This window comes from Methanomassiliicoccales archaeon (genome assembly GCA_035527755.1).
GTDB lineage: Archaea > Thermoplasmatota > Thermoplasmata > Methanomassiliicoccales > UBA472 > UBA472.
In genome coordinates this window covers 39,702-65,410 of sequence record DATKZX010000004.1, presented here as the reverse complement: position 1 = coordinate 65,410, position 25,709 = coordinate 39,702, and the positions used below count along the sequence as shown (strand labels likewise).

General features: G+C 55.3%; 28 protein-coding genes and 1 tRNA gene. 17 read left to right on the top strand and 12 right to left on the bottom strand.

The features are described from left to right. Positions 1-21: 21 nt before the first annotated feature. Complete coding sequence (locus VMW85_01655; GenBank protein ID HUT26741.1) at positions 22-819, bottom strand: glycosyltransferase; 798 nt, start codon at positions 817-819, stop codon at positions 22-24. Between the two features lie 54 nt (positions 820-873). On the opposite strand from VMW85_01655, the gene VMW85_01650 reads away from it, so the two are divergent. From VMW85_01650 to glmM, 12 genes are all read left to right on the top strand, one after another. Then, positions 874-1,803: a glycosyltransferase gene (locus tag VMW85_01650; protein HUT26740.1), complete on the top strand. Its 930-nt coding sequence runs from the start codon at positions 874-876 to the stop codon at positions 1,801-1,803. Between the two features lie 305 nt (positions 1,804-2,108). Further along, positions 2,109-5,711, top strand: coding sequence for a chromosome segregation protein SMC (gene smc, locus VMW85_01645; GenBank protein ID HUT26739.1), 3,603 nt, complete (start codon positions 2,109-2,111; stop codon positions 5,709-5,711). Next, on the top strand, positions 5,708-6,616 hold the full coding sequence (locus VMW85_01640) for a segregation/condensation protein A (protein ID HUT26738.1): 909 nt from the start codon (positions 5,708-5,710) through the stop codon (positions 6,614-6,616). The genes smc and VMW85_01640 overlap by 4 nt, the downstream gene beginning before the upstream one ends. A gap of 16 nt (positions 6,617-6,632) precedes the next feature. Continuing rightward, a complete protein-coding gene (locus tag VMW85_01635) occupies positions 6,633-7,112 on the top strand; it encodes an SMC-Scp complex subunit ScpB (protein ID HUT26737.1) in 480 nt (159 codons plus the stop codon). Further along, positions 7,109-7,297, top strand: coding sequence for a hypothetical protein (locus VMW85_01630; GenBank protein ID HUT26736.1), 189 nt, complete (start codon positions 7,109-7,111; stop codon positions 7,295-7,297). Before VMW85_01635 ends, VMW85_01630 begins: the two co-directional genes overlap by 4 nt. Before the next feature lie 66 nt (positions 7,298-7,363). Next, positions 7,364-7,579 (top strand): LSM domain-containing protein, encoded by a 216-nt coding sequence (locus VMW85_01625; GenBank protein HUT26735.1) that lies wholly within the window; start codon positions 7,364-7,366, stop codon positions 7,577-7,579. A gap of 8 nt (positions 7,580-7,587) precedes the next feature. After that, on the top strand, positions 7,588-8,562 hold the full coding sequence (locus VMW85_01620; GenBank protein HUT26734.1) for an NDP-sugar synthase: 975 nt from the start codon (positions 7,588-7,590) through the stop codon (positions 8,560-8,562). 138 nt (positions 8,563-8,700) lie between these two features. Next, positions 8,701-10,278, top strand: coding sequence for an ABC transporter permease subunit (locus VMW85_01615; protein ID HUT26733.1), 1,578 nt, complete (start codon positions 8,701-8,703; stop codon positions 10,276-10,278). After that, a complete protein-coding gene (locus tag VMW85_01610; protein ID HUT26732.1) occupies positions 10,278-11,369 on the top strand; it encodes an ABC transporter ATP-binding protein in 1,092 nt (363 codons plus the stop codon). The genes VMW85_01615 and VMW85_01610 overlap by 1 nt, the downstream gene beginning before the upstream one ends. Continuing rightward, positions 11,370-12,455 (top strand): ABC transporter ATP-binding protein, encoded by a 1,086-nt coding sequence (locus tag VMW85_01605; GenBank protein ID HUT26731.1) that lies wholly within the window; start codon positions 11,370-11,372, stop codon positions 12,453-12,455. It begins immediately after the preceding gene. Positions 12,456-12,498: 43 nt separating this feature from the next. Then, positions 12,499-13,134, top strand: a complete 636-nt coding sequence (locus tag VMW85_01600) for a DUF47 family protein (GenBank protein ID HUT26730.1) — start codon at positions 12,499-12,501, stop codon at positions 13,132-13,134. Positions 13,135-13,138: 4 nt separating this feature from the next. Then, positions 13,139-14,488, top strand: a complete 1,350-nt coding sequence (gene glmM, locus VMW85_01595; GenBank protein HUT26729.1) for a phosphoglucosamine mutase — start codon at positions 13,139-13,141, stop codon at positions 14,486-14,488. Here glmM and VMW85_01590 read toward each other — a convergent pair whose 3' ends face one another. Genes VMW85_01590 through mtnA form a run of 6 tightly spaced genes read right to left on the bottom strand, consistent with a single transcriptional unit; the run spans position 14,489 to position 19,073 of the window. After that, positions 14,489-15,058: a TMEM165/GDT1 family protein gene (locus VMW85_01590; GenBank protein ID HUT26728.1), complete on the bottom strand. Its 570-nt coding sequence runs from the start codon at positions 15,056-15,058 to the stop codon at positions 14,489-14,491. It abuts the gene before it with no gap. Next, positions 15,059-15,910: an agmatinase gene (gene speB / locus VMW85_01585; GenBank protein ID HUT26727.1), complete on the bottom strand. Its 852-nt coding sequence runs from the start codon at positions 15,908-15,910 to the stop codon at positions 15,059-15,061. 18 nt (positions 15,911-15,928) lie between these two features. Then, a complete protein-coding gene (locus VMW85_01580) occupies positions 15,929-16,315 on the bottom strand; it encodes a translation initiation factor IF-5A (GenBank protein ID HUT26726.1) in 387 nt (128 codons plus the stop codon). Positions 16,316-16,358: 43 nt separating this feature from the next. After that, positions 16,359-17,450, bottom strand: a complete 1,092-nt coding sequence (locus VMW85_01575) for a ribosomal biogenesis protein (GenBank protein HUT26725.1) — start codon at positions 17,448-17,450, stop codon at positions 16,359-16,361. Between the two features lie 4 nt (positions 17,451-17,454). Further along, a complete protein-coding gene (locus VMW85_01570; protein ID HUT26724.1) occupies positions 17,455-18,066 on the bottom strand; it encodes a class II aldolase/adducin family protein in 612 nt (203 codons plus the stop codon). Then, positions 18,063-19,073: an S-methyl-5-thioribose-1-phosphate isomerase gene (gene mtnA, locus VMW85_01565; GenBank protein HUT26723.1), complete on the bottom strand. Its 1,011-nt coding sequence runs from the start codon at positions 19,071-19,073 to the stop codon at positions 18,063-18,065. The genes VMW85_01570 and mtnA overlap by 4 nt, the downstream gene beginning before the upstream one ends. 104 nt (positions 19,074-19,177) lie before the next feature. Between mtnA and VMW85_01560 the strand changes: the two genes are divergently transcribed. Continuing rightward, on the top strand, positions 19,178-19,936 hold the full coding sequence (locus VMW85_01560) for an ArsR family transcriptional regulator (protein HUT26722.1): 759 nt from the start codon (positions 19,178-19,180) through the stop codon (positions 19,934-19,936). 293 nt (positions 19,937-20,229) lie between these two features. Here the strand turns inward: VMW85_01560 and VMW85_01555 are convergent. After that, positions 20,230-20,328 (bottom strand) — tRNA-Val (locus VMW85_01555). Positions 20,329-20,458: 130 nt separating this feature from the next. On the opposite strand from VMW85_01555, the gene VMW85_01550 reads away from it, so the two are divergent. Both VMW85_01550 and VMW85_01545 read left to right on the top strand, forming a co-directional pair. Then, positions 20,459-20,698, top strand: coding sequence for a hypothetical protein (locus VMW85_01550; protein ID HUT26721.1), 240 nt, complete (start codon positions 20,459-20,461; stop codon positions 20,696-20,698). A 7-nt stretch (positions 20,699-20,705) separates the two neighbouring features. Continuing rightward, a complete protein-coding gene (locus tag VMW85_01545) occupies positions 20,706-21,686 on the top strand; it encodes a bifunctional N(6)-L-threonylcarbamoyladenine synthase/serine/threonine protein kinase (protein HUT26720.1) in 981 nt (326 codons plus the stop codon). Here VMW85_01545 and VMW85_01540 read toward each other — a convergent pair. From VMW85_01540 to VMW85_01530, 3 genes are all read right to left on the bottom strand, one after another. Further along, positions 21,673-23,034, bottom strand: coding sequence for a DHH family phosphoesterase (locus tag VMW85_01540; GenBank protein ID HUT26719.1), 1,362 nt, complete (start codon positions 23,032-23,034; stop codon positions 21,673-21,675). The two genes, VMW85_01545 and VMW85_01540, sit on opposite strands and share 14 nt — an antisense overlap. Before the next feature lie 7 nt (positions 23,035-23,041). Beyond that, positions 23,042-23,500 (bottom strand): 30S ribosomal protein S15, encoded by a 459-nt coding sequence (locus tag VMW85_01535; GenBank protein HUT26718.1) that lies wholly within the window; start codon positions 23,498-23,500, stop codon positions 23,042-23,044. A gap of 78 nt (positions 23,501-23,578) precedes the next feature. Beyond that, complete coding sequence (locus tag VMW85_01530) at positions 23,579-23,953, bottom strand: NUDIX domain-containing protein (protein ID HUT26717.1); 375 nt, start codon at positions 23,951-23,953, stop codon at positions 23,579-23,581. Between the two features lie 153 nt (positions 23,954-24,106). On the opposite strand from VMW85_01530, the gene VMW85_01525 reads away from it, so the two are divergent. Beyond that, positions 24,107-24,463, top strand: a complete 357-nt coding sequence (locus tag VMW85_01525) for a GNAT family N-acetyltransferase (GenBank protein HUT26716.1) — start codon at positions 24,107-24,109, stop codon at positions 24,461-24,463. Between the two features lie 7 nt (positions 24,464-24,470). On the opposite strand, the gene VMW85_01520 is transcribed toward VMW85_01525, so the two are convergent. Further along, a complete protein-coding gene (locus VMW85_01520) occupies positions 24,471-25,145 on the bottom strand; it encodes a fibrillarin-like rRNA/tRNA 2'-O-methyltransferase (GenBank protein ID HUT26715.1) in 675 nt (224 codons plus the stop codon). Positions 25,146-25,196: 51 nt separating this feature from the next. On the opposite strand from VMW85_01520, the gene VMW85_01515 reads away from it, so the two are divergent. Then, positions 25,197-25,652, top strand: coding sequence for a hypothetical protein (locus tag VMW85_01515; protein ID HUT26714.1), 456 nt, complete (start codon positions 25,197-25,199; stop codon positions 25,650-25,652). The last annotated feature ends 57 nt before the right edge of the window (positions 25,653-25,709 follow it).

Here is a 25,709-nt window from a genome sequence, read left to right as displayed (position 1 = left end):
CGAACTGGCTAATAATGCTTGTCAGGCTTTGCTATTGGGGTGAAGTTCCCCGAACAACTTGAAGGCCAGGTAGCCCATCCAAGCACACACCAGCCTCATCAAGGCCCAGAAGGTCATATGTTGACGGAACATTCGCAAGGGATCGTACTTGGTCCACAGGGAGCCGTGCTTCAGGGTCAGCTGTTTCCTTCCAGCCCCGTTCCAGAACGCCTGGTTGAAGAATCCGTAGACCGTTCCCCGTGTACGATTGTAGATGATGGCCTTGGGATTGTACACCAGATTGAATCCAGCGTTTGTTGCCCGGATGTTAAAATCGATATCCTCGGCGGTGATGAACCAGGGATCTACGCCCCCCACCGTCTCGAAGACCTTCCTACGGAAGGCCAGATTGCATCCGGGCCAGGTACAATCGAAGCCCTTGTTGTAGAGCTCCACTCGGTCCAGCTTCTCCCACGCGTTCAGGCCGATGTTGATGCTCTTTCCTGCCACCATGTCCGCTCCCCTATCGACAACGCAGTGGCGTATCTCCTTCACCCAGTTGGGGTTGGCGATGCAATCCCCGTCGGTCAGGGCGATGATGTCGGCGGTCGCCTTGGACAAACCGAAGTTCAGACTGTCCCCTCTGGTGCCTCCGGCCACATACAGGTGCACGAACGGAAAGCGGGACCCGTACTCTCTCACGATGTTCTGGGTGTCGTCGGTACTGTTGCCATCGACGACGATGATCTCAATGGGACCTTCCTGAACCACTAGGGAATCCAGGGCATCTGCTATGTTATCCTCTTCGTTCCTGATCTTGAGGACTATGGACACGAGCATCCCCCCTTTATCCACGTTAAATGTATAAAAACATCTCCTGGCCTCGACAACTATATGAACCCAGGTGCTCAATCGGACGATGGAGAGACCATGTCCGGAAAGCGGTTGGCCCTGATAACCCCCATCCGAAACGAGCGGGAGCAGTTGGACCGTTTGCGACGGACCGTACTATCGCAGGAGCTACGTCCTGACCTCTGGGTCATCGTGGTCGGTGAGAGCTCTGATGGCAGTTTGACCGCAGCCGAGCAACTGTTCTCAGATCTGAATTGGGTATCGGTCATTCCTCAAAAGACATACGCTCCCGGGCATGGCCACATGAACTTCGCTCGTGGGGTGAACGATGGGCTGTCCTTCATTCTGGAGAAAGAAGGAGGGCACCCGTTCCAATACCTGTCCAAGGTGGACGCCACGGTGGACCTGGACACCGATTACTTTCTGAAACTCGCCCAAGCTCTGGATATGGACGAGGAGCTGGTGATAGTCTGCGGTGAGGAGAGCTTTGAGGTCGACGGTCAAAAGCAAGGTGTGCCGACCCAGCCCTCAGGGGACATCATCATCGGCTTCAATGACAACCGTTTGTACCGACGTGATTTCCTAGTATCCGTTGGCGGATATCCGGTCAGCATCTCCCCCGACACGGTGCTGCTGGTCAAATCATACAAGATGGGCAAGAGGCAGAAAGTGCTTACCACCACGGGCTATTGCGAGACCCGTCTGGGATTCAATAAGGAGGGGGCTTGGAAAGGGTATTTCCACTGGGGGAGAGGAATGTACCGCCTGGATTACCATCCGTTGCTCGTCGTCACCGTTGGATTGTACTTCGGATTGCGCTTCCCTCCGCATTACCAGGGCTTGGCCTTGCCTATGGGATTTATGACTGCGTTCGTGAACCGTGAACGTCGGATAGATGACCCCGAGATCCGTCAATACTTCCGGAAGGAACGCCTGGTCCAAGTGGCCCGGTCCTGGTTCGGCGGTAAATAGGTCGACGACCGGGAGGTCTCTACCTCATTGTACGTTTTGTCTGACACATCGTCACTTCAAGATTTTATTCACGCACTTTTCACTGGCCAATGTCTGGGGTTTTACGGATCTGTGAGAGATCTCTTCGAACAGGTAGTAGCGATCATGCTCTTTGTGCATCTCTGGGTATTAATATCAACAAGACAAATTATTTATATACCACAAAATATACTTTATATGTCCGACACATGTCGGACTCGGGATGGGATGCACTCGAGCGAAGGCGAGTGGGATAGAGCACCTTCGCACTCCTCAGAGAGTGTGGCATGTATCTTAAGCACATCGAATTAGAGAACTTCAAGTCTTTCGGTAAGAAGCTGACCATACCGATGCTCAGCGGGTTCACCGCGGTCACTGGCCCCAACGGTTCGGGCAAGTCTAACATATCAGATGCCATACTTTTCGTTCTTGGGCCCAAGAGCTCCAAGGCCATCCGCGCCGGCAAACTTTCCGATCTAATATTCAACGGCGGTAATGTGAAGCAGCCCGCCAATCATACCAGGGTATCACTGGTCTTCGATAACGCCGACCGTATGATACCGCTTGACGAGGACATGGTCAAACTGACCAGGTATGTCAAATTGTCCGATTCCGGTGATGGTTACAATTCCTACTTCTACGTCAATGATCGCAAATCCACCCTGACGGAGTTCGATTACCTTCTTTCCAGCTCTCGCATCAGCGCCGAAGGCTATAACCTGGTCCAGCAGGGCGATGTCACCCGTATCGTAGAGATGTCCACTCTGGAACGGAGACGGGTCCTGGATGAGATATCCGGCATCGCCAAGTTCGATGAGGACATACTAAAGGCCGATGGGGAGAAACGCTCCGCACAGGACAACATCGAACGCATCGCCATCATCCTCGGTGAACTGGACAAGCAGATCCGTCAGCTGGAACAGGAACGTGGAGCTGCGCTCAAGTACCTGGAGATGAAGGACCGTTTGGCGCTGGCGAAAGCCCGTCTGGCCCATAAGCGAAAGGAAGGGGCGGAGCTGGAGATACGCACCATAGGCGAGCAGATCGGATCCTACAACAAGGAGATCGAGGCCTTAAAAGTGCGAAGGACCGAGCTGGAGGCTCAGATACGTTCCATCGAGGAGCAGTTCCAAAAGAAGGAGGAGGAGCTGAAGGCCAAGGGCGGCAACGAGTTCCTGAACCTCAAGGAGAGGATGGACGGGCTGCGGGTGGAGGTGGCCAGAGCGGCCGACCAGCGTGACCGGTCCCGAGATCAGATGACCGAGGTCGAAGAGGAGGTCCAGGAGCTGCTTCAGGAAAGAGAGGTGATGCTCCAAGATAAGGAGGGGCAGATCGCAGCCCTTTCCGCAGCCGCGGCCGACCTCATGACCTTGGAGGCCAAGGTTAAGAAGTTACAGTCGGAGCAGGAAAAGCTTCAGGGCGAGCTCAGCTCCTATGATAGTGAACTATCGGTACTGGAAAAGGAAGTAAAGGAGCAGGACAAGCGCATCCGGGAGATGTCCGAGATACTCCATGCCAAGAAACTGGAGAAGGAGAGGCTGGAGAGATTATCCCAGGACCTTGGTGCCGAGCTCGAGGTCCTGCGCACCGATCAGGGAACTGCGGAATTCGAGGTCAAGGACCTCGATTGGAGGATCAAAGAGCTGGGTAAGCAGGGGAAAGACTCCTCCGGCTCTCTGAAATCGATGCAGGAGCAATTTTACTCTAAAAAGAACCGGGAAGGACAGCTCACTAAAATGGCGGTCGAGCTGGAGCAGGCGGTGCGCAATCTTACCCGGGAATACAATCATCTGAAGGCCGAAGAAGAGGCCGCGGTGAACGTGGCGCGCGGTTATAACCGGGCGGTCAAAAGCCTACTCGAGGCCAGGGACCGCGGCGAGATGAAAGGCATTCACGGCACCATCGCCGAACTGGCCGATGTGGACCCCAAGTACGAGGTGGCTCTAAACACCGCTGCCGGCGGACGTATGCAGTCCATAATCGTAGAGGACGACGAAGTGGCCTCCAACGCCATCAATTATCTGAAACGTGGCGACCTCGGCCGCGCTACATTCCTTCCGCTGAACAAGATGCTGGATGGCAAGCCCAGAGGCAAAGCCCTGTTAGCCGAGAGGGAGGCCGCCGGTTTCGCCATCGACCTGATCAAGTTCGATGAGCAATATCGTGCCGCATTTTGGTACGTCTTTGGGGACACCGTCGTGGTCGATACCCTTCAGCAGGCCCGAAGGCTCATGGGCGGCGTGCGGCTGGTCACTGTCACCGGGGAGCTCATAGAGGCCTCGGGTGCGATGGTGGGCGGGACCGTTGCGGGCGGTAAGCTCAAGTTCGGCTCCGGAAAGGGCAAAACGGACGAAGTGGCCGATGAATTGAGGAAGGCCACAGACCAGGCGGACAAGGTGGGTACCGAGCTGCTCACCCTGCGGCAAGAGGTGGCCGATCTGGAGTCCCGTATCCGGGAGATCAGCGGGGCCGATCGGGGCAAAGGCATCGAGCTGGAAGGTCTGCAGAAGCAGTTGAACGAACAAAAGGCTCGCCTGAAGAGGGTGACCGAGGGCGCTGTGGCCAAGCAAGCGGAGCGGGAACGCTCTCTATCGCAAGCAGCCGAGCTTGGCCTGCAGGTCACCAAGTTGGATGGGGAACTGGTCAAGGTCAAGGAAGAACGGGATGTCCAGTCCGATCGGTTGCTGGAGATCGCTCCTGCGGAACTTTCGCAGAAATTGAGAGAGGTACAGGCTGCGATCGTAAGCACCTCTCAATCACTATCCACCAAGCGTTCCGACCACGAATCTCTAAAGATGAGGAACGATGCTCGAGAGCAGCGTTCGAAGGAAATGTCCGAGCAGGAGGCGCAGTGGCAGGAAAAGTTGCGCCAGCTAGGTTCTCAGGCGAAGGTCGCCGGGGAGAGGGAGGACAAGTTCAAGATCGAGCTGTCCGCCCTGAAGAAGATCGAGGATTCCATGGGTCAGGAGATCACCGACCTGAGGGACGCCAAGGAGAAGCTGCTCGGTCACAAGGGACAGGCCCAGGCAGACAGGGAAAAGGTATTGGTCAAGTTAGAGACCTCCAATGACTTCCTCATCGGGTTGAACACTAAACTGAAGACCGGGGAAGAGAGGTTGAGGGAACTGCAGCAGGAGATCGCCCAGCACAACCTTACGGTCCATTTTCCTCTACCATCCTTGGATGACATCCGCTCCGAGATGGCGCTATGCGAGAACGCCCTTAATGGTATGGGGGCGATCAACCTGAGGTCCATTGAAGATTACGATAATAAGAAGGCCAGGCACGTCGAGCTACGTGGCGAGACCAAGAGATTGGAGGACCAGCGGGACCAACTGATGGCACTGACAGGCCAGCTGAACGAAAAGAAGAAGGTCAACCTGGTGAAGGTGTACGACGCTGTCAACACAAACTTCCGTCGGGTATACGCGGAACTGTCCGGGGGCGGGGAGGCGGAGCTTCTATTGGAAAATCCGCAGGAACCGTTCCAGGGCGGTCTGATAATCAAGGCTAGGCCACGTAACGGTAAGGTATTGAGGTTAGAGGCTTTGAGCGGCGGAGAGAAGAGCCTGACCGCCTTGGCGTTCATTTTCGCGCTCCAGGAATGGCAGCCTTCACCATTCTATCTGCTGGATGAGGTGGACATGTTCCTGGATGCAGTAAACGCAGAGATGGTGGCAAACCGGGTTAAGAAGAGCAGTGCCACCGCTCAGTTCGTGCAGATATCCCTAAGAAAGGTCACTCTGAAAAAGGCCGACCACATCATCGGCGTGACCAAGCCTGCCGGGGGTATCAGCTGTGTCATTGTCAAGCCGAACATCGGCGATCTCAGCGAGCTGGAGAACGTGATCGGGTTACCTGAGGAGAAGGTTAGGAGGGATGGGGAATGATTGAGAGTGGGAGCTTGGACAACGTATTGGGACACCTGATGTTCCACAAGGCTTTGATCGACGAGGGACGCGGTGGGGAGAAGATAGACCGCTACTTGGGGTTGTTGCACTCGGCCGAGGACGAACTGCAGCTGACCGGACGGGAACCTCTAGACCGCTCGCTGCAGCTGGTCTTCGAGCTTGTGCTGAGCAACGACCTCGATCCTTGGGACGTGGACCTGATGAAGTTCGCCCAGCTCTATGGGCAGAAGATGCACTCGGAAGAGGTCGATTTCATCGTAGCAGGCAAGCTCATGCACATGGCCTGGAGCATTCTGCACATGCAGTCCAAGGAGGTATTGAATCTCAACGATCGCCGCGAGGAGGTATTCTTCGCCGATTGGGACATGGACAATATGGAACAGTTCGTGGAACCGGCCCTTCCGGACATCGAAATGACCGTGCCGGAGGGCGTGGAACTGACCGAGGTCGTACGCCACCACTGCTCTCGTCCAGTATCGCTCGTCGAACTGTTGGATGCCTTTGATACCGCCCAACAGGAGGTGGAGGTGGCACTGCACCGGCAGAGGGTTCGGGAGCAACTGCTTAAGGCGCAAGGAAAGTTCGACGGAAAAAGCCACAACGACGATCAGGAACAGGACATCACTGACACCTGGGCCCGGATCATGAGGTGCGGCAACGGCCCCATCGCCCTAGAGGACCTGTTCGAGGGTGATAAGGAGGACCGCATCAAAGTATTCGTCTCCCTGCTGTTCCTGGCACGTACTGGCAAGATATCGCTGTGGCAGGACCAGCTGCCATACGGTCAGATATATCTGGAGATCAAGTTGCCCTGGGACATAGGCCAGCTGGTCGACGGACAGGAGGTCAAGGTGTCCCTGCCCTCGATGGAAATGGTGATGTAAGTTGGAGAAGGGAGCTGTGGAGGCCGTGTTATTCGCTGCATCGCAGCCCTTGCGGGCCAGCGATATTGCTGACATGTGCGATCTCAGCCCGGACGCCGTCAGGCGTGAACTAAAGCGGTTGGAGGGCGAGTATCAGGAGCGCGGTTCGGCCATAGAGGTGGTCAAGATCGGCCAGCGCTATTCCATGCAGCTGCGTTCGGAGTTCAACCATTACTCCCTGCCCTTCGCTGAGCAGGAACTGTCCCCGGACGTACTGAAGACAGTGGCCATAATCGCCTACAATCAGCCGATATTGCAGAGCGATCTGGCAAAGATGCTGGGGTCCGGTGTCTATGAGCGGGTCAAGATACTGAGGCAGACCGGTCTGATCACCAGTAAGCGTGTGGGACAGACGCTATCCCTCAGCACAAACCGCAAGTTCTCAGAATATTTCGGCATCGGAAGTACTAGGAAGGAAGAAATAAAGGAGTGGATGGAATTAAAAATAAAACAGTGAACACTAGGGCCCTGGACGGTTGGGCCATCACCCGTATACCTCCTTTCACCGCCCCCCTGGCGTGGTCGTCATACAGAGGTGGCGTGAGCTTGGTGAGCGTTTCAGACCTGGTCCTGCAGGAGGATTACGTCGATTACGTTCGAAACGACATCTTAGGCGATGGGCCATTGGCCTTTAAGGCATGATGGCTCTGTCGTTACCAGGCGAAAAGGTTTAAATGAAAGGGGTACAATGCCTACCAGAGTGATAACATGGTAATGCCTCTAGCGCTAATGGAGAAGACCCTGAACAAGAAGGTGTCACTCCTGCTCAAAGACAGCCGCGTCTTGGAAGGAAAGCTCACCGGCTACGACGAGTACATGAACATGGTGCTGGAAGATACCGAGGAACGCAATGCGGACCAGGTCCGACGATTGGGCATGGTCATCCTGCGGGGGAACAACGTCGTCAGCATCTCCCCTCTCTGATACCTTTAATGAAAGCACTGATCCTGGCCGGGGGCATGGGCACCCGGTTGAGGCCTTTAACATATTCTACGCCAAAACCTTTGGTACCCCTTCTCGGCAGACCGCTGGTCATGCACATCATAGATTCCCTGCCGAAGCAGGTCGACACAGTTGTCCTGGCTGTCAGCTATATGAAGGACGCCCTGGAGGAATATTTCCGTAGGAACGACTGCGGAAGGAAGGTAGTACTGGTGAACGAGACCGAGCCCCTAGGGACTGGAGGGGCGATAAGGAACGTACGCCAGTATCTGGATGGGACATTCCTGTGCTGCAATGGAGATATCGTCAGCTCGTTGGACATGCAGGGATTTCTGGACTTTCATAGAGCAAAGGGCGGGATGGGTTCATTGGCGCTATGGCAGGTGCCCGATCCCACAGCCTTCGGAGTTGTAGGTCTGCGGAACGATCGCGTGATCGATTTCCAAGAGAAGCCGACGCCGGGAACGGCAAGGTCCGACCTCATAAATGCCGGAATATACTGTTTCGAACCGGAGATCGTGGACCTAATCGGTGAAGGAGTGATCTCATTGGAGAGGTCCGTGTTCCCTCTGGTCCTGGAGAAAGGGCTCTATGGCCACCGCTTCTCCGGATATTGGGTGGACTGCGGTACTCCTGAGAGCTATCTCAGGGCGCAGGCGGTGCTGATCGACAACGGACAGGACAAGGAACACCCCGCGGTTATCGAAGGGGTCAAGCTGTCGGGCCGGAATCATCTGGATGGATCTATTTTGTCCCATTGTCATGTAGGCCCACATGTATGTGCTCTACCCCGGTCTCGAATAATGGGGGGATCATCGGTGGTGAACTCCATCCTCATGGAGGGGGCAGCGATCGGCCGGGATTGTCAGGTGCACGACTGCATTCTCGGTCCTGGAGCAACGATCCCCGACGGTAAGACGGTCCAGGGGAAGATATTGGTGGCGGGTGCAGACGAGTGCACATAAACCCTGTCCACTAGGTATATATGGCATCAGACTTTTCTCGAACCCATTCGGGGTGTAGGTCTGGCGGACATCAAATGGGATTCCCTCATCACTGCTATTAGCCGGAAGAGGTTTCGTTCTGGATGGACCGCTTTCATAGTGGTCTTTTTCCTATTCTTCGTCATCCTTCCTACGGTCTACATCCTCAGTTACGCCTTCACCAGCTGGGGTTCCATCCAGACCTTCGTACTGGACGATCCGGCCACCATGAAGGTGATAATGGATTCCATCGTCGCCTCCTTCCAGATCGCCGGGATCGTTACCGTGATCGACATCCTGGTGGGGCTGCCCGTAGCCTGGATGCTGGTACGAAAGCAGTTCCGGGGGAAGAGGTTCCTGGATACGCTGATAGATATGCCCTTGGCAGTTCCAACCGCCGCCTTGGGCTTCAGCGCCGCCATATTCTTCGCCCTGACCCCAGAGAGCCTTCAGGCTCCCTCTTTCGCCCTCAACGCCATCAGTTCACCCTACCTGTTGATAATCCTGCTGCACGTGGTGTTCTCATATCCTTACATGGTACGATCGCTCTCGGCCATCCTGGTCCAGATCGATCAAACCTATGAGACCGCCGGACGCACACTCGGCGCCAGTGCCCTTACGGCGGCCCGTACCATCACCCTCCCACTGTTCCGTGCAGGTCTGGTCACCGGGATCATCCTCTGCTTCGCTCGAAGTTTGAGCGAGACCGGTGGTACCATGATCGCCTTGGCCACCATGGCCAACTCGCAGGGCTTTCAGACCGGTCCCACCATCATCGGCCAGTGGAAGGGCATGCTGGGGACACATCCGGACCTGGCCGCGCCACTGGCCTTCGTTAGCATACTCCTGATATTACTGGCCTTAGTGCTCTTGGTGGTGCTAAAGCTCGTCATCATGAAGGTCCGTCTGCCTATGGGGCGCATCTGGCCATACCCTGAGCGTTTCCTATCTCGGGGATTGGTCCCCAAAGCCAAGGACGGCTTGGCCATTCTGTTCCTGATAATCTTCGTTCTCGTTCCTTCTTTCTTCATCTTCTCCTATGTAATGGTGGCCACCCCTACCTCCCTGGACTGGGGGCCTTTCACCGACAGCCTGCTGTTCTCCTTCCTCATTGCGGGAGTGGTTACAGTGATAGACATCGCCCTGGGGGTCCCATTGGCGCTGTACATCGCCAAGAACCACACTGGCAGAATATCGCCCATATTGGATGTGCTGGTCAACGTCCCCCTTATCGTACCCACCGCCGCTCTGGGATATTCCCTCGGGGTCTTCTGGACCAGCCAGAGCCTGATACCTACCTACGACGTCCTGCTCATCATCCTGGCCCACGTGGCCTTCACCTATCCTTTGGTCGTGCGCAACGTCGCCGGAGCGGTGGAGGAGGTCGACCCCACTTTCGAGGAGACCGCTAGGACCCTTGGCGCCAAACCGGTCCAGGCCTTTCGCCGGGTGCTCTACCCAATGATAAAAGGTTCCATACTGGCCGGGGCGATAATGGCATTCACCCGTAGTCTAGGGGAAACAGGTGCCACCTTGGCAGTGGTCAGCAATGCCAACACCGCACCGGTCTACATCGTCAACCTGATCTATGCTGGAGGATATTACACCGCTGGACTTGCGTGCATAGTGCTCATAGTTGTTTCTTACATAGCTATGCTTACCCTCCGTTACATCACCAACGGCAGGAGGTCCCGCTGATGCCCTCCATCAAATTGATCGGCCTGAAGAAAAGCTATGGGGACATCAAGGCCGCGGACGGACTGGACCTGGAGATATATGATGGGGAGTACCTATGTCTGCTGGGACCTACCGGTGCCGGAAAGACCACCACCCTCCGCATAATATCCGGATTGCTGAAGCCCGACGAGGGAATGGTGCTGTTGAACGACGAGGACTGCGCTGAATTGGAGGTTGAGGACCGCAAGGCCGCCCTGCTCTCCCAGACGTATGCCCTTTTCCCTCAACTGACCGTAGAGGAGAACATTCTGTTCGGGCTCAACATTCGGGGAACTGACGAGAAGACCAAGGAGCAGGTGCTCATCAGCATGCTGGACCTCGTCCGCTTGTCCGGACGTTCGGATGCCTATCCCGCCGAACTGAGCGGAGGTATGCAGCAGCGCACCGCACTGGCAAGAGCTTTGGCATCCGGAGCTGACCTATTGCTGCTGGACGAACCGTTGCGTGCGCTTGACGCCCGCCTGCGCATATCCTTACGAAAGGAACTGCGCTCTTTGATCAAATCGTTGAAAATGACCGCCATCCATGTGACTCACGATCACGATGAGGCCTTGGTCATGGCCGACCGGGTGGCCATCATTCGTCAGGGGCGGATATTGCAGGTGGGTACTCCGGCGGACGTATGGGATAGACCGATCACTCCTTTCGTTGCCAATTTCGTGGGCCAGTCCAACTTCTTCACCGGGGAGATATTGAAATCAGGGTCGGTGGCGTCCTTGCGGACGGACGATGGGGTGGTGCTCAAGGCCCGCCCTACGGAAATGGCGCCGGGGACCAAGGCGGTGCTGGGGGTCAAGATCGGTAATACCGATGTCTCACGCGACAAGCCCGGCTATTTCACTGCCAGGGTAGAGAGGGTGATATTCGAGGGACGCAACCTGCACGTAGACCTTAGGATGGAGAATGGCCAGATGATATCCTCTAAGATCCCCTCCTGGAGGAGGGGAAAGGTGACCGAGGGCGATCTACTGAACGTGCACTGGGAAGAGATAAAGGGTACCGTGTTCCCCATACCCCCCGGTGGATTGGAGAACGAACTGAAGGTGGAGTGAATGCCCGAAGTACGGTTGGTGGGGTTGAGAAAGGAGTATGGCAGCGTCATCGCCGTCAATCAGGTCTACCTCACGGTGGAGGACGGAGAGTACGTGACCATTCTCGGGCCGTCGGGCTGCGGAAAGACCACATTGATACGCATGATCGCCGGGATCATCGAGCCTAGCGATGGCAAGGTGTTCATAGGGGGAAAGGATATGACCGGCGTGCCCATCGAGGACCGCGACATTGGGTACGTCTTCCAGAACATCGCTCTGTTTCCGCATCTGTCCGTACAGAACAACGTTTCCTACGGTCCTCGTGCCAAGGACCTCTCCCCAGATGTGCAGAATGAGATATCAAGGAAATATCTGGGCATGGTCAAGTTGCTGGATAAGATGGGCATGTTCCCCTCCGAGCTGTGCGGTGGTGAACAACAGAAGACATCATTGGCCAGAGCATTGGCCTCCGGGTCCAAACTACTATTGCTGGATGAACCGCTTTCCGCCCTGGATTCCCGGGTGCGCGTGGACCTGCGATACGAACTGCGGCGCCTGTCCAAGGAGCTGGGCATCACCACCGTTCACGTGACCCACGACCAGGAGGAGGCTCAATCGGTCTCCGACCGCATCGTGCTCATGCGGGCTGGCACGGTAGTGGAGACCGGGACCCCCGAAGAACTGTACGCTCGTCCAAGGAACCTGTTCAGTGCCAACTTCATCGGCGAGACCAACCTGTTGGAGGGTTGGATCAGGGAGGTCAAGGACGGGGTGTCGTTGGTGGAGCTGAGGAACGGTGGTCTGATAAAGGTCGCCCAAACGGACATGGAAGTAGGGGATGCCACGGTGATCTCCGTACGGCCAGAGTTCATGTTCGTAGCCCCGGAAGGCATGAAGGCCACGGTGACCAACATCACCTTCATGGGTACCTACTCGCATATCACAGCTATTACTGAGGACGAAGAGGAGGTAGGATTTGATGTTGCCTCCCTTGATGGGAATCTATTAACTATTGGTAAGGAACTCTATTTAGCGGTCAATCCCAAGACCGCGGTGCTTTACCCCAAACCGAAAAATGGAATTGAAGAGGCGATAAGGCTTGAGTGACAGAACATCGTTGCTAGAATGGTTCTATTCGAGGCGGGAATCAATGGTCTCCAAAGAACTGAGGAGCCATGCTCAGGATGTTGGGGACACGATATTGGAATTCAATCGGGCTATGTCCTTCCTTTGTCAGGGGGATAAGGACAAAGCCATTGACGCTCTGAAACGTTCTTTCCTGGCAGAGAAGGGAGCGGACGCCCACGAGCAGTTCATATCCGAGGAGCTGTCCCGTGGGGACCTGGAGGAGAAGAACCGGGAGGACCTTCTGCATCTGGTACGAAGGATGGACTACGCCGCCGATTGGTGCAAAGAGGCAGGCATGAACCTGCAGCTGGTGCTGGAGATCGGTATTCCGGTGTCGTCAGGCATTTGGACCAAGTTCAGCATCATGACCCGGGAGCTGGAGCGCATGGCAAAGGGGCTCAAGGTATGTGTGGACAACTTAGGCTCCAACAACGACCTGGTCATCAAGATACGCAAGGAGATCGAGGAATCCGAGCACATAATGGATGATCTGTACTTCATGATGAAGAAGGAGTTCTTCATGTCCAACATGGACGCCCGTGCCCTCTATCTTATGCGCGACCTGCTTCACGGCATCGAGAACTCAGCGGACAATTTCAAGGACTCCGCGGACATAATTAATATCATCATCATATCCCAACGCGACCGGCCCAGGTGATTTTTTGTCAAAGCTATTTGGAACCAACGGAGTGCGAGGGATAATCAATCAGGACATGACGGTTGAGATGGCATTGGATGTAGGGAGGGCCATCGGCACCTTCATGATGGGGAGGGTGGCCATCGCCACAGATTCTCGGACATCCGCGGACATGTTGCGTTCAGCTGTGACCGCCGGAATGATTTCCGCTGGAAGCAGCGTGGTGGACCTGGGCATGTTGCCCACGCCCGCCCTGCAATATTACGTGAAACACTCCGGGGTCAAGGGTGGGGTCATGATCACCGCCTCCCACAACCCGCCGGAGTACAACGGCATCAAATGTGTGGACCACGACGGCACTGAGATGCCAAGGGTCAAGGAGGAAGGTATCGAGCGCATCTATTTTGAGCGCAGCTTTGGTCTCCCTGGGTGGAAGGATGTCGGTTCCATTTCTCGTTTGGAGGGAGTGGGGACCTCCTACACCAACGCCATTCGGCGCTCGGTCGATCGATCAGCCATCGCCGAAGCGAACCTCACCGTGGTCTTGGATTGCGCCAACGGCGCCGGTTCGGTGACCTCCCCTGGTCTGCTGGATTCGCTGGGTGTTAGGGCCATCACTCTTAACGGGAACCCTCAGGGCACTTTCCCTGGGCATCCCAGCGAGCCAACACCTGAAAATCTCAAGGACCTCATGGCCGTGGTCAAGGCCACCGGGGCTGACCTGGGCATAGCCCACGATGGCGATGCTGACCGTACGATATTCGTGGACGACCAAGGGAACTACGTCTATGGTGACCAGTCCCTGACCGTCGTGGCCTCCTACATGGTCCAGGAGAACGACGGCGGAATAGTCGTGACCCCGGTCAGCACCTCTTCCTGCCTGGAAGAGGTGGTCAAGCGTCATAACGGACAAGTTCTTTACACCAAGGTAGGCGCCCCCATCGTCGCACGTAAGATGATGGAGATCGGTGCGGTCTTCGGTGGAGAGGAGAACGGGGGGCTTATCTTCCCGGAACATCAGCATTGCCGCGACGCGGCCATGACAATGGCCAAGATGCTGGAGATCATCGCCAAGAAGGGGCCGCTCTCTGAACTGCTCAAGGAGGTGCCCCGCTACAGTCTGGACAAAAGGAAGTTGACCTGTCCCGATGAAAAGAAGGAGTGGGTGCTGGAGCAGGTGGAGGTCCACTTCGCCGAAGAGAAGATCGACCTTACCGACGGGGTCAAGATATACTTCGAGGGCGGGTGGAGCCTGGTAAGGCCTTCTGGAACCGAACCGATATTCCGGGTGTACTCCGAGGGCAAGGACGAAGCTACCGCCAAGCGCTGCGGGGACGAGTGCGAGAAAGTGCTGCGGGAGCTGCTCGAAGAGTGATCACAACAGCTGCTGGATCAGAAATATTATCCCAAAGATGATGAAGACCGCTCCGCTCCCCTTACGGATGTAATCCTTGGGCACCTTCTCACCGATGGCCTTGCCAAGGGATACCTCCAGGATCGTCAGCCATAGGAATCCAAGCGCCGCTCCGATGAACACCATCAAGGCCGCTCCGGACTCCGCGGATAGGGTGATCACAGAAAGCTGGGTCTTATCTCCCAATTCCATGAGGGCGACGAAACCAAAAGCGGTGATGAACCCTCCCCAGCGTCCTCTGTCTTTGATCTCCCCTTCATCCTTTTCCTCTCGTATCAGCGTCAGGACCCCGAAGATGATAAAGACCGATCCTGCAGCTAGACCAACTATCCACGAAGGAACGAACTGGAACAGGACCTCGCCGATGAGCACTCCTACTGCGGTGACCGCAGCCAACCCAAGGAAGGACCCGAAGAACACCGTTCGCTTGGGGTACTTCGATGAAAGGGTGATGACCGCCACCATGGTCTTGTCCCCCAGTTCGGTCAACGATATCAGTATGAAAGCTGAGATCAGGGGTGACCAATCCATCTACTTCTCTCCACGGCGGGTATGGACTATGGCTATGACCTCCATGATGAGGCGCGCTGCCAATGCCGCGGTGGCACCTGGGTCGTGCGAGGGTAGCACCTCGGATATATCGAAGCCTACTAGGCGGTCTCCCACCATGTCTATGCACCGCTTCACCTCGTAACCGGTCAGGCCGAACGGTTCGGGACGGGACGTTCCAGGGGCGAACCCGGGATCGATACCGTCCATGTCCAAACTGAGCAGGACGTTCTCTCTGCGCATCATGTTGAGCGCTTTCTTCCAGGAGTTGTCCAATCCTCCTTCCCTGATCTGGTAAGCATCAACGTAATTGGGCAGCTCTCCGAAAAGCTCCTCTTTAGAGATGGAGCGCACGCCGAAAGGGACGATGTTCTCGATGCCCACGATCTCCGCCACCCGCTTCATCGTGCAAGCGTGGTTGAACTTCATGTTGCATTCAGACCTGAAGTCCAGGTGAGCGTCGATGCTGATGACGCCGACCTCATCATATGCCTTTACCAGAGGATAGGTGATACTGCGCTCTCCGCCTATGAGTATGGGGAACTTGCCAGTATTGATGATCCTCCTAGCCTTCTCCTCCACCGCCTTGAACATGTCGTCACAGGAGGACCCGCAATCCACGTCCCCGGCATCGTGCACTCTGACCTTGGAAAGATCTAACTTATGCTCAAAAAGATAAGGGTCGAAGATGTTCGATGCCTTTCGGATCGCTGCTGGCGCCTTCCGGGTCCCGGAACGTAGCCGGGTGGTACCATCATAAGGCACCCCCACGATGACGAACTCCGCCTCCTCGAAGGTGGAATTGGCCATGGCAAAAAGGTCACTGCGGGCCATGAGGCCTCCTATTTCCGATCACACCTTGGTGATCTTACGGCGGTCCATGGCGATCATGTACATGATCTCCTCACCGGAATTTAGTTGCCCCACGTACTCTTCGGGTATGGGCAATTGAAAGGTCTCATAGGTCTCGAGGTCCATCAACTGGACCTCCTCGCCCATGATCGATAGGACCTGCGCCTTACGCTTATCTATCATCGGCACCTGGATCTTGTGTTTGACCGGGTGAACGATGTTGCGTTTCTTATTATCAAAGACGCCCACAGCATCGATATTGGCTTTTGCTTCTCCGTGCTTCCCGGGCTTGGAGGTGGAAATGTTAGTGATCTTGCAGGGTTCCCCATCGATCAGCATGTAACGCCCCTCTTTGAGCTCCCTGACTTCCTGTTGAGTCCACGACATAGCTACCTCTGGAGGGAAATGATGGAGCGTTTATATAGTTTGCTTATCGCCGGCGACCTTGGCCATATCGCTGACCCTGGCCATGCCGTTGGTTTTGTCCCCTGTTCTGCGGGCGCTGCTGCCTTTGGGGCGGGTTGGGGTATTTCTCTCTGATCTCAGCCACCCTCTTCTCCATCTGCTCCTTCAACTTGTCGGCTATGAACTCACCGTGGTAGGCGTCAACCTTGGCGGCAATGCTGATCTTGCCCCCTAGACTTCTCGCCACCTTCCCTCTCTGCCAGAATGGCGAACGGTTTATCCAGGGATGCTGAAAGATGACCCCGTGCTTGGGCGGGTTCTTTCCGGAACGAAGGTGCAAGAACAACGCCTTCTCCGCTCCTAATAACTGGGTGGTGCTGGAAGGCAGCTTGGCCAGCCGTTGCAACCCTCCGGCCAAGGATATGAGGCGCGCTGCTAGATTGGGGTTGAGTAACGAAGTGAGGTTAGGGGCCACCCTGTTCATTCCTTCCAGGATGTAAGCGTCCAAGGCCTCCTTTCGCCGGTACAGCTCGTACAGAGTGCCTCCCATTCCTCGAATGACATTCAGGTCCCTGTCCACGAGGTCTGTGCCTACTGACTCTAGGGAGATGCCCAGATGCTCCATGATGACCTGCCGGTCACCCATCTCATGGATGAAGCGGGCGTACTCCGCGTCCACGGCGTGGTCGGCCAGCTCCGGAAAGTAGACACCATACCATTCGTGCAAACGTTCACTGAGCAGATTGATATCTTCTATCAGATCATCGGTCGCCCGGATCGCCTGTGCTATGGACCGGTCCTCGCTCAACGGCTCCCGCACCCTTATCTTGCCAAGTTCCACCATGACCTTCTGCATCAGGTCCGACGTCAGTCCGTACTTCTCCGGCTTGATGAACGAGGAGTCGAAGACCATGGGCTTACCCAGGGGTTTGAGGCGCGGATCGGCCACCTTCATGCGCCTCACCGCCAGCTCTCGTTCCTCTGGCAATATCTCTCCCCGCTGGATGGCTGCCAGCTTCATAGCGACCATTTTCGGCTCCTTCTCGAACAATTTGAACTGGCGGACCTCTGTGTCCTCACACAAGAAGACCCCGAACCATTTGGTGATCAGTATCATGATATCAATTCCTTAGAATGCGTTTTATCTCCGCTTCAGGGAGCGGACCCCCCTTGTTCAACATCAGGCAGCGATACTGTAGTTCGGCGTGAAACTCCAGCGTTTCCAATCGATGGAAGGCGTCCTTTAGGTCCTTGCCCACAGAAATGGCCCCATGGCTCTCCATCAGAAATGCGTCAGCGTTTTTGATCTTCTGGCGCAAGGCCGATGCCAGGTCTTGCGAACCCGGGGTGGCGTATGGCACCGTGGGAACATGCCTTCCCAGGACCATCAATCCTTCCGGAGTCAATCCCGGGGTGATCTCGATACCGGCACAGGCCATTAGTGTGCAGAATCGGGGGTGGACGTGCACTACGCCGTTCACGTCCTTTCTCTCCTGGTATATGGTAAGGTGAAATGGCGTCTCCATGGAGGGTGTTCCGCTGACGGCCTTGCCGCTTGCGATGTCGACCGTGACCAGTTCTGTTGGGTCCAGCATCCCCTTGCAGGTACCTGACGGTGTTATGACCATCATTTCACCGACCCGGGCGCTGATGTTCCCCCCCGTGCCGTTGGTCAGACCCTTCTCGTACAGCAAGCGTCCGTAACGGACCACATGCATGGCAGCCTGTTTCATAGCCGTGCACCCTTCAAACTCTCTCGTATGTCCTTGGGATCAAGCACCCCGTTCTCAGTGATTATCCCGCTCAGATATTTACTTGGGGTCACATCGAACCCGGGGTTCAATGCCCTGGAGCCTATGGGAGCTATCCTCACTCCGTCGATCATCGTCACCTCTTCCTCGCCACGGTACTCGATGGGGATGTCCTCCCCCCTTTCTATTGAAAGGTCGAAGGTCGAGAGAGGGGCGGCAGTGTAGAACGGCACTCCTAGTTCCTTGGCCAGCACCGCTTTCTCGTATGTCCCTATCTTATTGGCGAAATCGCCATTGGCCGCTATGCGGTCCGCACCGACTATGATAAGGTCGACACCTTCCCGCATGAAGTGGCCAGAGGCACCGTCAGGGATTATGGCGTGGGGTATACCTTCGTTCATTAGTTCGAAGGCCGTGAGCTTCATTCCCTGGAGCCTCGGTCTAGTCTCCGAAACGTAGACGAATATCTCTTTGCCCTTGCGCCACGCTTCACGTATCGGTGCCAGGGCGGTTCCCCAATCCACTGTGGCTAGGGCTCCGGCGTTGCAGTGGGTCATGATGCGGTCGCCGTCCTTAATGAGGCGCTCACCATGTTCACCGATGCGCCTGCAGCGTTCCACTATTGTGTCAGCATAATCATCCGCGGCCCTGATAGGATCGATGCCAGCAGCGATCTTAGCTTTCATATGATCGACGGCGAAGAACAGATCGAAGGCCGTCGGTCGGGTCCCTTTGAGCTCTTTGGTAGCCGCCTCTAGGTCCTCTCGATTGTTTGATGCCAAGAGCATTCCGTAGGCCGCTGCCACACCAATGGCCGGGGCGCCCCGGACGGTCATGTCCCGGATGGCCTCAGCTACCTGGTGGTGGGTGGTCATCTTGACCACTTGGACCTTATGGGGGAGGAGCTTTTGATCCAACATGTGCACAGCACCCTCCTCATACCAGACCGCTCGCATCTCGCGAACCGCACCATCTATGACGATCTTCATTTTCTCTAATCAACTGGAGGACCGCCAATCTAATTAAGTTATGTGGAAGGCGATGTTTCGTATCATTACGATAGGTTTATTTACAGAAACCATTAATCTGTACCTTGACGATTATTTTGCCCAGCAGGTCCTCCGATTTTGACGTTTATTCTACAACCACCGGTCTCCGGCAGATATCAAACCCGGTCCGGCAGAAGATATTGAGCGAACTGCAACGAAGGGACCTGAGCTTGAGCGAGATCGCAGTTCTTACTAGTAAGGCCCAAAGCACTCTTTCCGTCCACCTGGATAAGATGGTCAAGGAAGGGTTGATCGGATATCGGGACGATCCCAACGACAACCGCCGCAAGATATTCTATGTCATCTCCCGCCCCGTGGGCAGTTCGGTGGTCCCCAGGGAGGAGCTCAAGAAGGCGGTGTCCAACACCATAGGCCGATCCATCGGTACACCCAGCACATTCCTCAAGGGCACCATACGGTCCATCGTCATAGGGATGGAGGCCATCGGGTTCAACATGGACCCTATCTTAAAGGACATCGGACGGCAGATGGGGGCTGAGATATCAACGCGTATGAAGGCCACCGATGTCGAGGGGCTCATACACGAGATCAAGGACTTTTATTTAGCTCACGAGCTTGGCGAGTTGGTCGTGTTCTCCCTACACCCAGTTACTCTGATCATCAGGGATGAGTACGATTGTTCCAAGGCACCGGACGTGGGCAGAACGCTGTGTCTGTTGAACGAGGGTATGCTTGAGGCCATCTTCGAAGAGAGGCTGAACATGCCCCTCAGGGTGGTTGAGAAGGACACCTTCGGTGTTGGTTTCAACATGTGCAAGTACGTGATCGAACCGTCGCTCTGATCGCTTTATAGAACTCTATCCCATTCATCTCAGGCATCTGATAATCTGAGATAATAATGTTGCACTCCATCTCATTTAATGTCTTATTCACATGGATCGGAGAATCATGAATTGTGATACTGATATCGTTCTTCAATTCAAGGAATTCCTTAGTGATCTCCAACAACCTAAGTTCGTCATCAACATAGAGACATCTGATCAATATTACCCCATCATTAGTATTATTTTATATTCAATAATAATACATTGAAATAATATTGAAAATGGCCGTAATTCATCAAAGGAGAAGAAGATGGTGGGCCCATCCGGATTTGAACCGGAGACCTCCTCCGCTCTGACCCTTCCGGGGAAGGGATGTCAGGGAGACGTCATAACCGCTAGACCATGAGCCCTTAGGATTTTGCCGTAAGATGTTCTAATGTATATGCCTTTCGTAGTACAGCCTATAAAATAATCGGACTGGAACAATGGTTGGTCCGAGCAAATTTTATTAGTAGCAGTTTCTTGCATGCTCTGAGCGAAATGACGGAGATCATTCTTTTCACTAAGCCCGACTGCCAGAAATGTGATTACATCAAGGCTCGATTGCCAGATGGTCTAGATATGCGTATAGTGAATACCTCGGAGGCCGAAGGATTGGCCGAGGCCGCCTATTACGAACTGCTCGATCGCAACCTTCCCATACTAGTGGTGGACGATGAGGTGTTCGAGGGGGCCATCATAATCCTGAACAAACTTAAGGGACTGGCCGAGGGCCAGTAAGAAGAAGATGTACTGCCTGGGGATAGAGGGCACCGCCCACACAGTGGGGGTGGGTATCGTGGACCAGAACGGAAATGTGCTGGCGAACGAGATGGAGATGTATCGTCCGGTCGAGGGCGGTATTCATCCCCGGGAAGCGGCCAACCATCATGCCGAACGTTTAGTGCCCCTTGTCCACCTGGCAATCGAACGTTCTGGATTGTCCTTCAAGGACATCGACCTGGTATGTTTCTCCAAAGGTCCGGGGCTCGGTCCCTGTCTACGTACCGTGGCAACGGGTGCCAGGGCCCTCTCTCTAAGTCTAGGTGTCCCGATAATGGGCGTCAACCACTGCATCTCACACCTGGAGATCGGAAGAATAAAGACGCTGGCCCAGGACCCGGTTCTGTTGTACGCCTCCGGTGGCAACACTCAGGTGATCGCTTTCGCCAACGGCCGTTACCGCATATTCGGAGAGACGTTGGACATCGGCATCGGAAATATGCTGGACAAACTCGGTCGCGAGATCGGTCTGGGCTACTACGCCGGTCCAAAGATCGAAAAGGCCGCTGCTCAAGGGAGCAAGTTGCTGGACCTGCCCTATTCAGTAAAGGGTATGGACATGGCATTTTCCGGCATTTTAACGGCGGCGGTCGCTCATCGTAACCGTGGTGAGCGTGTGGAGGATGTCTGCTACAGCGTGCAAGAGACCTGCTTCGCCATGCTCACCGAGGTGACGGAACGCGCTATGGCCCACATCGAGAAGGATGAGGTCCTGCTGGGCGGAGGCGTGGTGCAGAACAAGCGCCTGCAGAAAATGGTCCAGGAAATGGCCGAGGCTCGTGGAGCCCGTATGTACGTTCCCGACCGCACCTTGTGCATGGACAATGGGGCTATGATCGCTTGGACCGGAATAATGATGCATCGATCTGGCATAAGGCATTCATTGGAGTCGACCGTGGTTGACCAACGATTCCGTACCGATCAGGTCAATGTCACTTGGCGGTAGTCCGCCCCATCTGTTTTGAGACGATATCATCCAAGGCCTGAATGAAATCGATCTCCTTCCCCAAGGGGAACGTGGCCCCACTGGCGATATTATGTCCGCCACCGACCCCTCCGACCGTCGCCGCCGCGTCCCGCATAGCGACCGAAAGGTCCAGACCGTCCTTGTCCACCAACTTCCTGGTCCCCCTCGACGAGACCTTGAACTCATTGTCTATTCTGGTCAGGCATATGGTGGCCTTATCCTGGTCCCCTACCCACTGCATGATAATGCCGCACAGTTCGCTGGAGACCTCCTTATGCGGTGATTCGAAGTATTGGATGGCGGTTTCCTTGGACAAACCCCTCTCCACCGTCCTCTTGACCGAGGACAGCAGCATCTCGTCGTAATCGTGGGCCAAGGACCCAGCTTTATCCTGGGCCTCTTCCTCGCCCAACAGGACGGCCAGTCCAAGGGCGGTCTCACCCACCCGCCCGCAGGCGTTGACCAATCTGGTCATATGGCCGGCCCGGGAGTTGTCATTGGGAAAGAAGTAGTCCGGGGCTAAGGTATCCTCCAGACCTCCTAGGGTTCCTCCCTGTTCCAGGAGTTTGAGTGACACCAGCGATGACAGTTTGCGTCGTCCCCCCTCGTCCAAAGCATCCCAGGTCGTCTCACCGTGCAGTCCTGCCTCATTCAGCAGCTGTGCGACCCCTTGGGGATCTCCACTGACCCCTCTGATGAAAGGATGTGTGGAGCGCGCTAGGCTTTCACCCACCGGACCGGGAAGCAATAGGGAACCCTTCTTTTCCTGCACCAGTCCTTTTGCGCTACCTCCTGCATAGAGGTGGGCGTTGACCCCGCTCAATCCCTGTTGGTGCTGTCGGTCCCCCACCATGCCCGTGAAGGCCAATGGCAGCAAGTCCCAGTTCATTTCATCTACCGTCACCGCCAAAAGCATGGAAAGGGTGCTGGCGCAGGCGTACCGGGCTCCATCCACCTTGAACACCGAAGGGTTCAGGTGATGCAACTTGTCGGAGTCCCTCTCTTGCCGGTGGTGATCCAGTACGATCGTCTGTAAACCTAGTGATTCCAGCTGGCTCAAGTTGCCGGAGCCCATATCGGCCACGATCAGCAGGTCGACCCCGGACACTACCCCCTCCTCGATCGTCTTAAAATCAAACCCTTTGAGCATGGAGGTCTGACATCCCTTGCCCGAACGTGCGAGCATGGACGTGAGCACGCTAGCGGCACCAATGCCATCGGCGTCGTTATGAGAAAATACGCGGGCCTCGGTGCACTTACGCACTGCATTGGCCGCGTTGGAAAAGCGGGTTAAGAGGTTTTCGGGCAATTGGACGGAGCCGTCCATGTCCCACTCACTCGATGAGCAGCTCAGCTTTCTTCAAGGAGTAGTTCCAATCCTTGGGCAGGATGTCCAAGCGCTTGTAGTACTTCACAAGCCTTCTGATCTTGGACTCCACCAGCTGCAGGCCCCGGCGGTTTGCGATGTCACCGCGGTTGCCGTTCTGAACGTGAATGTTCAGATTTATGGCCTTTCTCATCAGAGCCATAAGGTCCTCGGGAAGCTTCGGGGACAGGTCGTTCTCGTGGAGGATCTCCATCACCGACTTGTCGGTAGACAGCTTGACGCTGGGCACAGCGTGCTGGTCCCTCAATACCAATCCGATCTTGGAACTGGTCATACCTTCCTTTCCTAGTTTGACCACCATCTCCATTACCTCGTCCTTGGACAGAGGTACCCATTCTGGGTTCTCCGTGATCAAAGGTCTTCGGGAACGGGAAGAGCCCCTTCTCCTGGCGTGCATTCTTGCCATGTGAACATCATCCTATTTTGTTATCTAAATGATTTAACTTCGTTGGTGGCGGCGAAGTGACCGTCTATTTCACTCATACTATTTAAGAGTTCGACTCATGCCCAGCTTGGAAAACACCGCCTTCCTGGCCCAAGCAATCTGCTCCCGATATTCGCATTCCGGGAAAGCCAGATTGTCTGGCAGCTCGTCCATCAGCTCCCAGCCCATTTCACTGTCCCCTCTATGCTCTCCCAACAGACCAGCGAAGACCACCACCGGTCCCATGGGTCGGCAGTCCAGGACCTGAAAGTCAAATCCGCATTCCTCGAGGAACTCCCTCCGCACCCCCTCCAACGGGGTCTCCATATCTTCCAATTTTCCTCCTGGCATTTCCCACCCTACCCTCTTGGGATTGTAGACCATCAGGAAGAGGTCGCCCTTGAAACCGATACCGTAGACATTGGGCAGTTTCATCACCGTTGCATCATGTATGATAGCCGGGAGGGGTTATCGATATTTATCTGAATCCTGATTCATCGATCAGATGGACGAAATGGTCGGCCCTTCGGAAGCATTTTCGGGGGAGGGGTCGTAAAGATAAGTATAGGGAATCCAGGACTATCAGAGATGATCGATCTGATGTGGGAGATGCGAAGAGATCTCGACTGGCTCTATGGAGAGACGACCATCGACCCTCCCCCTTCGGATCAATTCCGTTCGCCCTTGGCGGGATTCCTATTGGTATCGTTGAACGGTAAGGCGGTGGGGTGCGGAGCGATAAAACCTTGGGATGAGACCACCGCCGAGTTCAAGCGTTTGTTCGTGACCCCGAGGATGGGGCGCAAGGGGATAGCGCGTCTCATCATGAACGGGTTGGAGAGGAAAGCCATCGAACTGTACTCATCGCTCGGTTATCGGCGCTTTCCTTGCGAAGAACGAAAGAAATGGTCACCATGGAGCATATGTTTCGAGAAATGGCTGTGAACCGGGATCACGGTCTTTCCACAACGATCATGGCATGGTCCTTTTCGAAAGGAGCTAGCTCCACCATTTCCCTGACTTTCAGACCTTCTCGTATGAGCAGTTCGGCGCTCTCTTGAAAGATCTCGCGCGGTTCCCGTCTCATGTCCTCCGAACGAGACTTCACTGCCAACATGCCCCATTTCGCTGGGAACCGCTTCATGGCCTTGGCGAAGATGCCGGCTTGGTTCTTCTGGGCTACGTCCTGGTAGACCACGTCCGCCCTTTCCACCAGGAATGCCAGATCGTCCGGTTTGGTGGCGTCCCCAAGTATGGGCATCATGTTAGGTCGTCCTTCGCAGACCCCGACCAGGTCTCGGAAGGACCTGGGGGATATCTCCACGCAATAGACCCGTCCTTCAGGCACTAGATCGGAGACATGGCTGGAGGTGGTGCCGCTAGCAGCCCCCAGGTAAAGGACGTGGGAATCATGCAAGAAAGGAAAGCACTTACCCCCCTTCCTAAGATAGGCGGACAGTTTGCTTCGGTCCGGCACCCATTCCCTATATTCAAGGTCATCCTGAGAGAAGAGCCTCTCCCCGTAAACCCTCCGTCCAGGGGTCAGGTTCCGGGTCAACAGCATCTCGCCGGAACGGAACACTCCAGGGAACGCGGTGGTCTCGATGGGCAGTTTAGCCTCGCTCATGTTCTCGCCATAACTGACAAATTATTAAGCGTTTCAGTGGCATGATGCACCGTGGCGGGAACGGACGAATCCAAGCGGATCGAGGAGCTGACCGAGCGTATCGCTCATCTGGAGGACGCCGTCCGTCAGGTTTCCGTGCCCTACAGCGAGCTGGTGTCTCAGCTTGCAAATTTCCAGGAAACGGTTGGAAAGTACTTCCGTCTCATGGACCTGTACCAGAAATTCGGAGTGGTCTCGGTCGAAACGATCGTTCCAGAGGTCAAGGACCCCATATCCAAGGACCTTCTTCGTTTACTGCTGGACCACCCGGGTCTGAACATATCTCAGCTGACAGAAGAGCTCAAGGCGCGGCGCGGAAGCTCCTCAAGGCGGATCGTCAGAGGAAAACTTAGCGATCTGGTGAGGCAGAAGCTGGTGATCGAGGAAGCTGGTAGGCAGGAAAAGACCTATCGGCTATCGGAAGAGGTGGTCAGGAAGTGGTCACAGGTGCTCGGTCTCTCCAAGTAAAGTGACCACTCATACGAAGATGTATGAAAACATGGCACAAGCGAGAACAAGATAGGG

Coding starts and splice junctions, on each gene's coding strand:
- VMW85_01655 (HUT26741.1), bottom strand. CDS start 819: ATGCTCGTGTCCATAGTCCTCAAGATCAGGAACGAAGAGGATAACATA.
- VMW85_01650 (HUT26740.1), top strand. CDS start 874: ATGAACCCAGGTGCTCAATCGGACGATGGAGAGACCATGTCCGGAAAG.
- smc (HUT26739.1), top strand. CDS start 2,109: ATGTATCTTAAGCACATCGAATTAGAGAACTTCAAGTCTTTCGGTAAG.
- VMW85_01640 (HUT26738.1), top strand. CDS start 5,708: ATGATTGAGAGTGGGAGCTTGGACAACGTATTGGGACACCTGATGTTC.
- VMW85_01625 (HUT26735.1), top strand. CDS start 7,364: ATGGTAATGCCTCTAGCGCTAATGGAGAAGACCCTGAACAAGAAGGTG.
- VMW85_01620 (HUT26734.1), top strand. CDS start 7,588: ATGAAAGCACTGATCCTGGCCGGGGGCATGGGCACCCGGTTGAGGCCT.
- VMW85_01610 (HUT26732.1), top strand. CDS start 10,278: ATGCCCTCCATCAAATTGATCGGCCTGAAGAAAAGCTATGGGGACATC.
- VMW85_01605 (HUT26731.1), top strand. CDS start 11,370: ATGCCCGAAGTACGGTTGGTGGGGTTGAGAAAGGAGTATGGCAGCGTC.
- VMW85_01600 (HUT26730.1), top strand. CDS start 12,499: ATGGTCTCCAAAGAACTGAGGAGCCATGCTCAGGATGTTGGGGACACG.
- VMW85_01590 (HUT26728.1), bottom strand. CDS start 15,058: ATGGATTGGTCACCCCTGATCTCAGCTTTCATACTGATATCGTTGACC.
- speB (HUT26727.1), bottom strand. CDS start 15,910: ATGGCCCGCAGTGACCTTTTTGCCATGGCCAATTCCACCTTCGAGGAG.
- VMW85_01580 (HUT26726.1), bottom strand. CDS start 16,315: ATGTCGTGGACTCAACAGGAAGTCAGGGAGCTCAAAGAGGGGCGTTAC.
- VMW85_01575 (HUT26725.1), bottom strand. CDS start 17,450: ATGATACTGATCACCAAATGGTTCGGGGTCTTCTTGTGTGAGGACACA.
- VMW85_01570 (HUT26724.1), bottom strand. CDS start 18,066: ATGAAACAGGCTGCCATGCATGTGGTCCGTTACGGACGCTTGCTGTAC.
- mtnA (HUT26723.1), bottom strand. CDS start 19,073: ATGAAGATCGTCATAGATGGTGCGGTTCGCGAGATGCGAGCGGTCTGG.
- VMW85_01550 (HUT26721.1), top strand. CDS start 20,459: ATGACGGAGATCATTCTTTTCACTAAGCCCGACTGCCAGAAATGTGAT.
- VMW85_01545 (HUT26720.1), top strand. CDS start 20,706: ATGTACTGCCTGGGGATAGAGGGCACCGCCCACACAGTGGGGGTGGGT.
- VMW85_01540 (HUT26719.1), bottom strand. CDS start 23,034: ATGGACGGCTCCGTCCAATTGCCCGAAAACCTCTTAACCCGCTTTTCC.
- VMW85_01535 (HUT26718.1), bottom strand. CDS start 23,500: ATGGCAAGAATGCACGCCAGGAGAAGGGGCTCTTCCCGTTCCCGAAGA.
- VMW85_01530 (HUT26717.1), bottom strand. CDS start 23,953: ATGAAACTGCCCAATGTCTACGGTATCGGTTTCAAGGGCGACCTCTTC.
- VMW85_01525 (HUT26716.1), top strand. CDS start 24,107: ATGATCGATCTGATGTGGGAGATGCGAAGAGATCTCGACTGGCTCTAT.
- VMW85_01520 (HUT26715.1), bottom strand. CDS start 25,145: ATGAGCGAGGCTAAACTGCCCATCGAGACCACCGCGTTCCCTGGAGTG.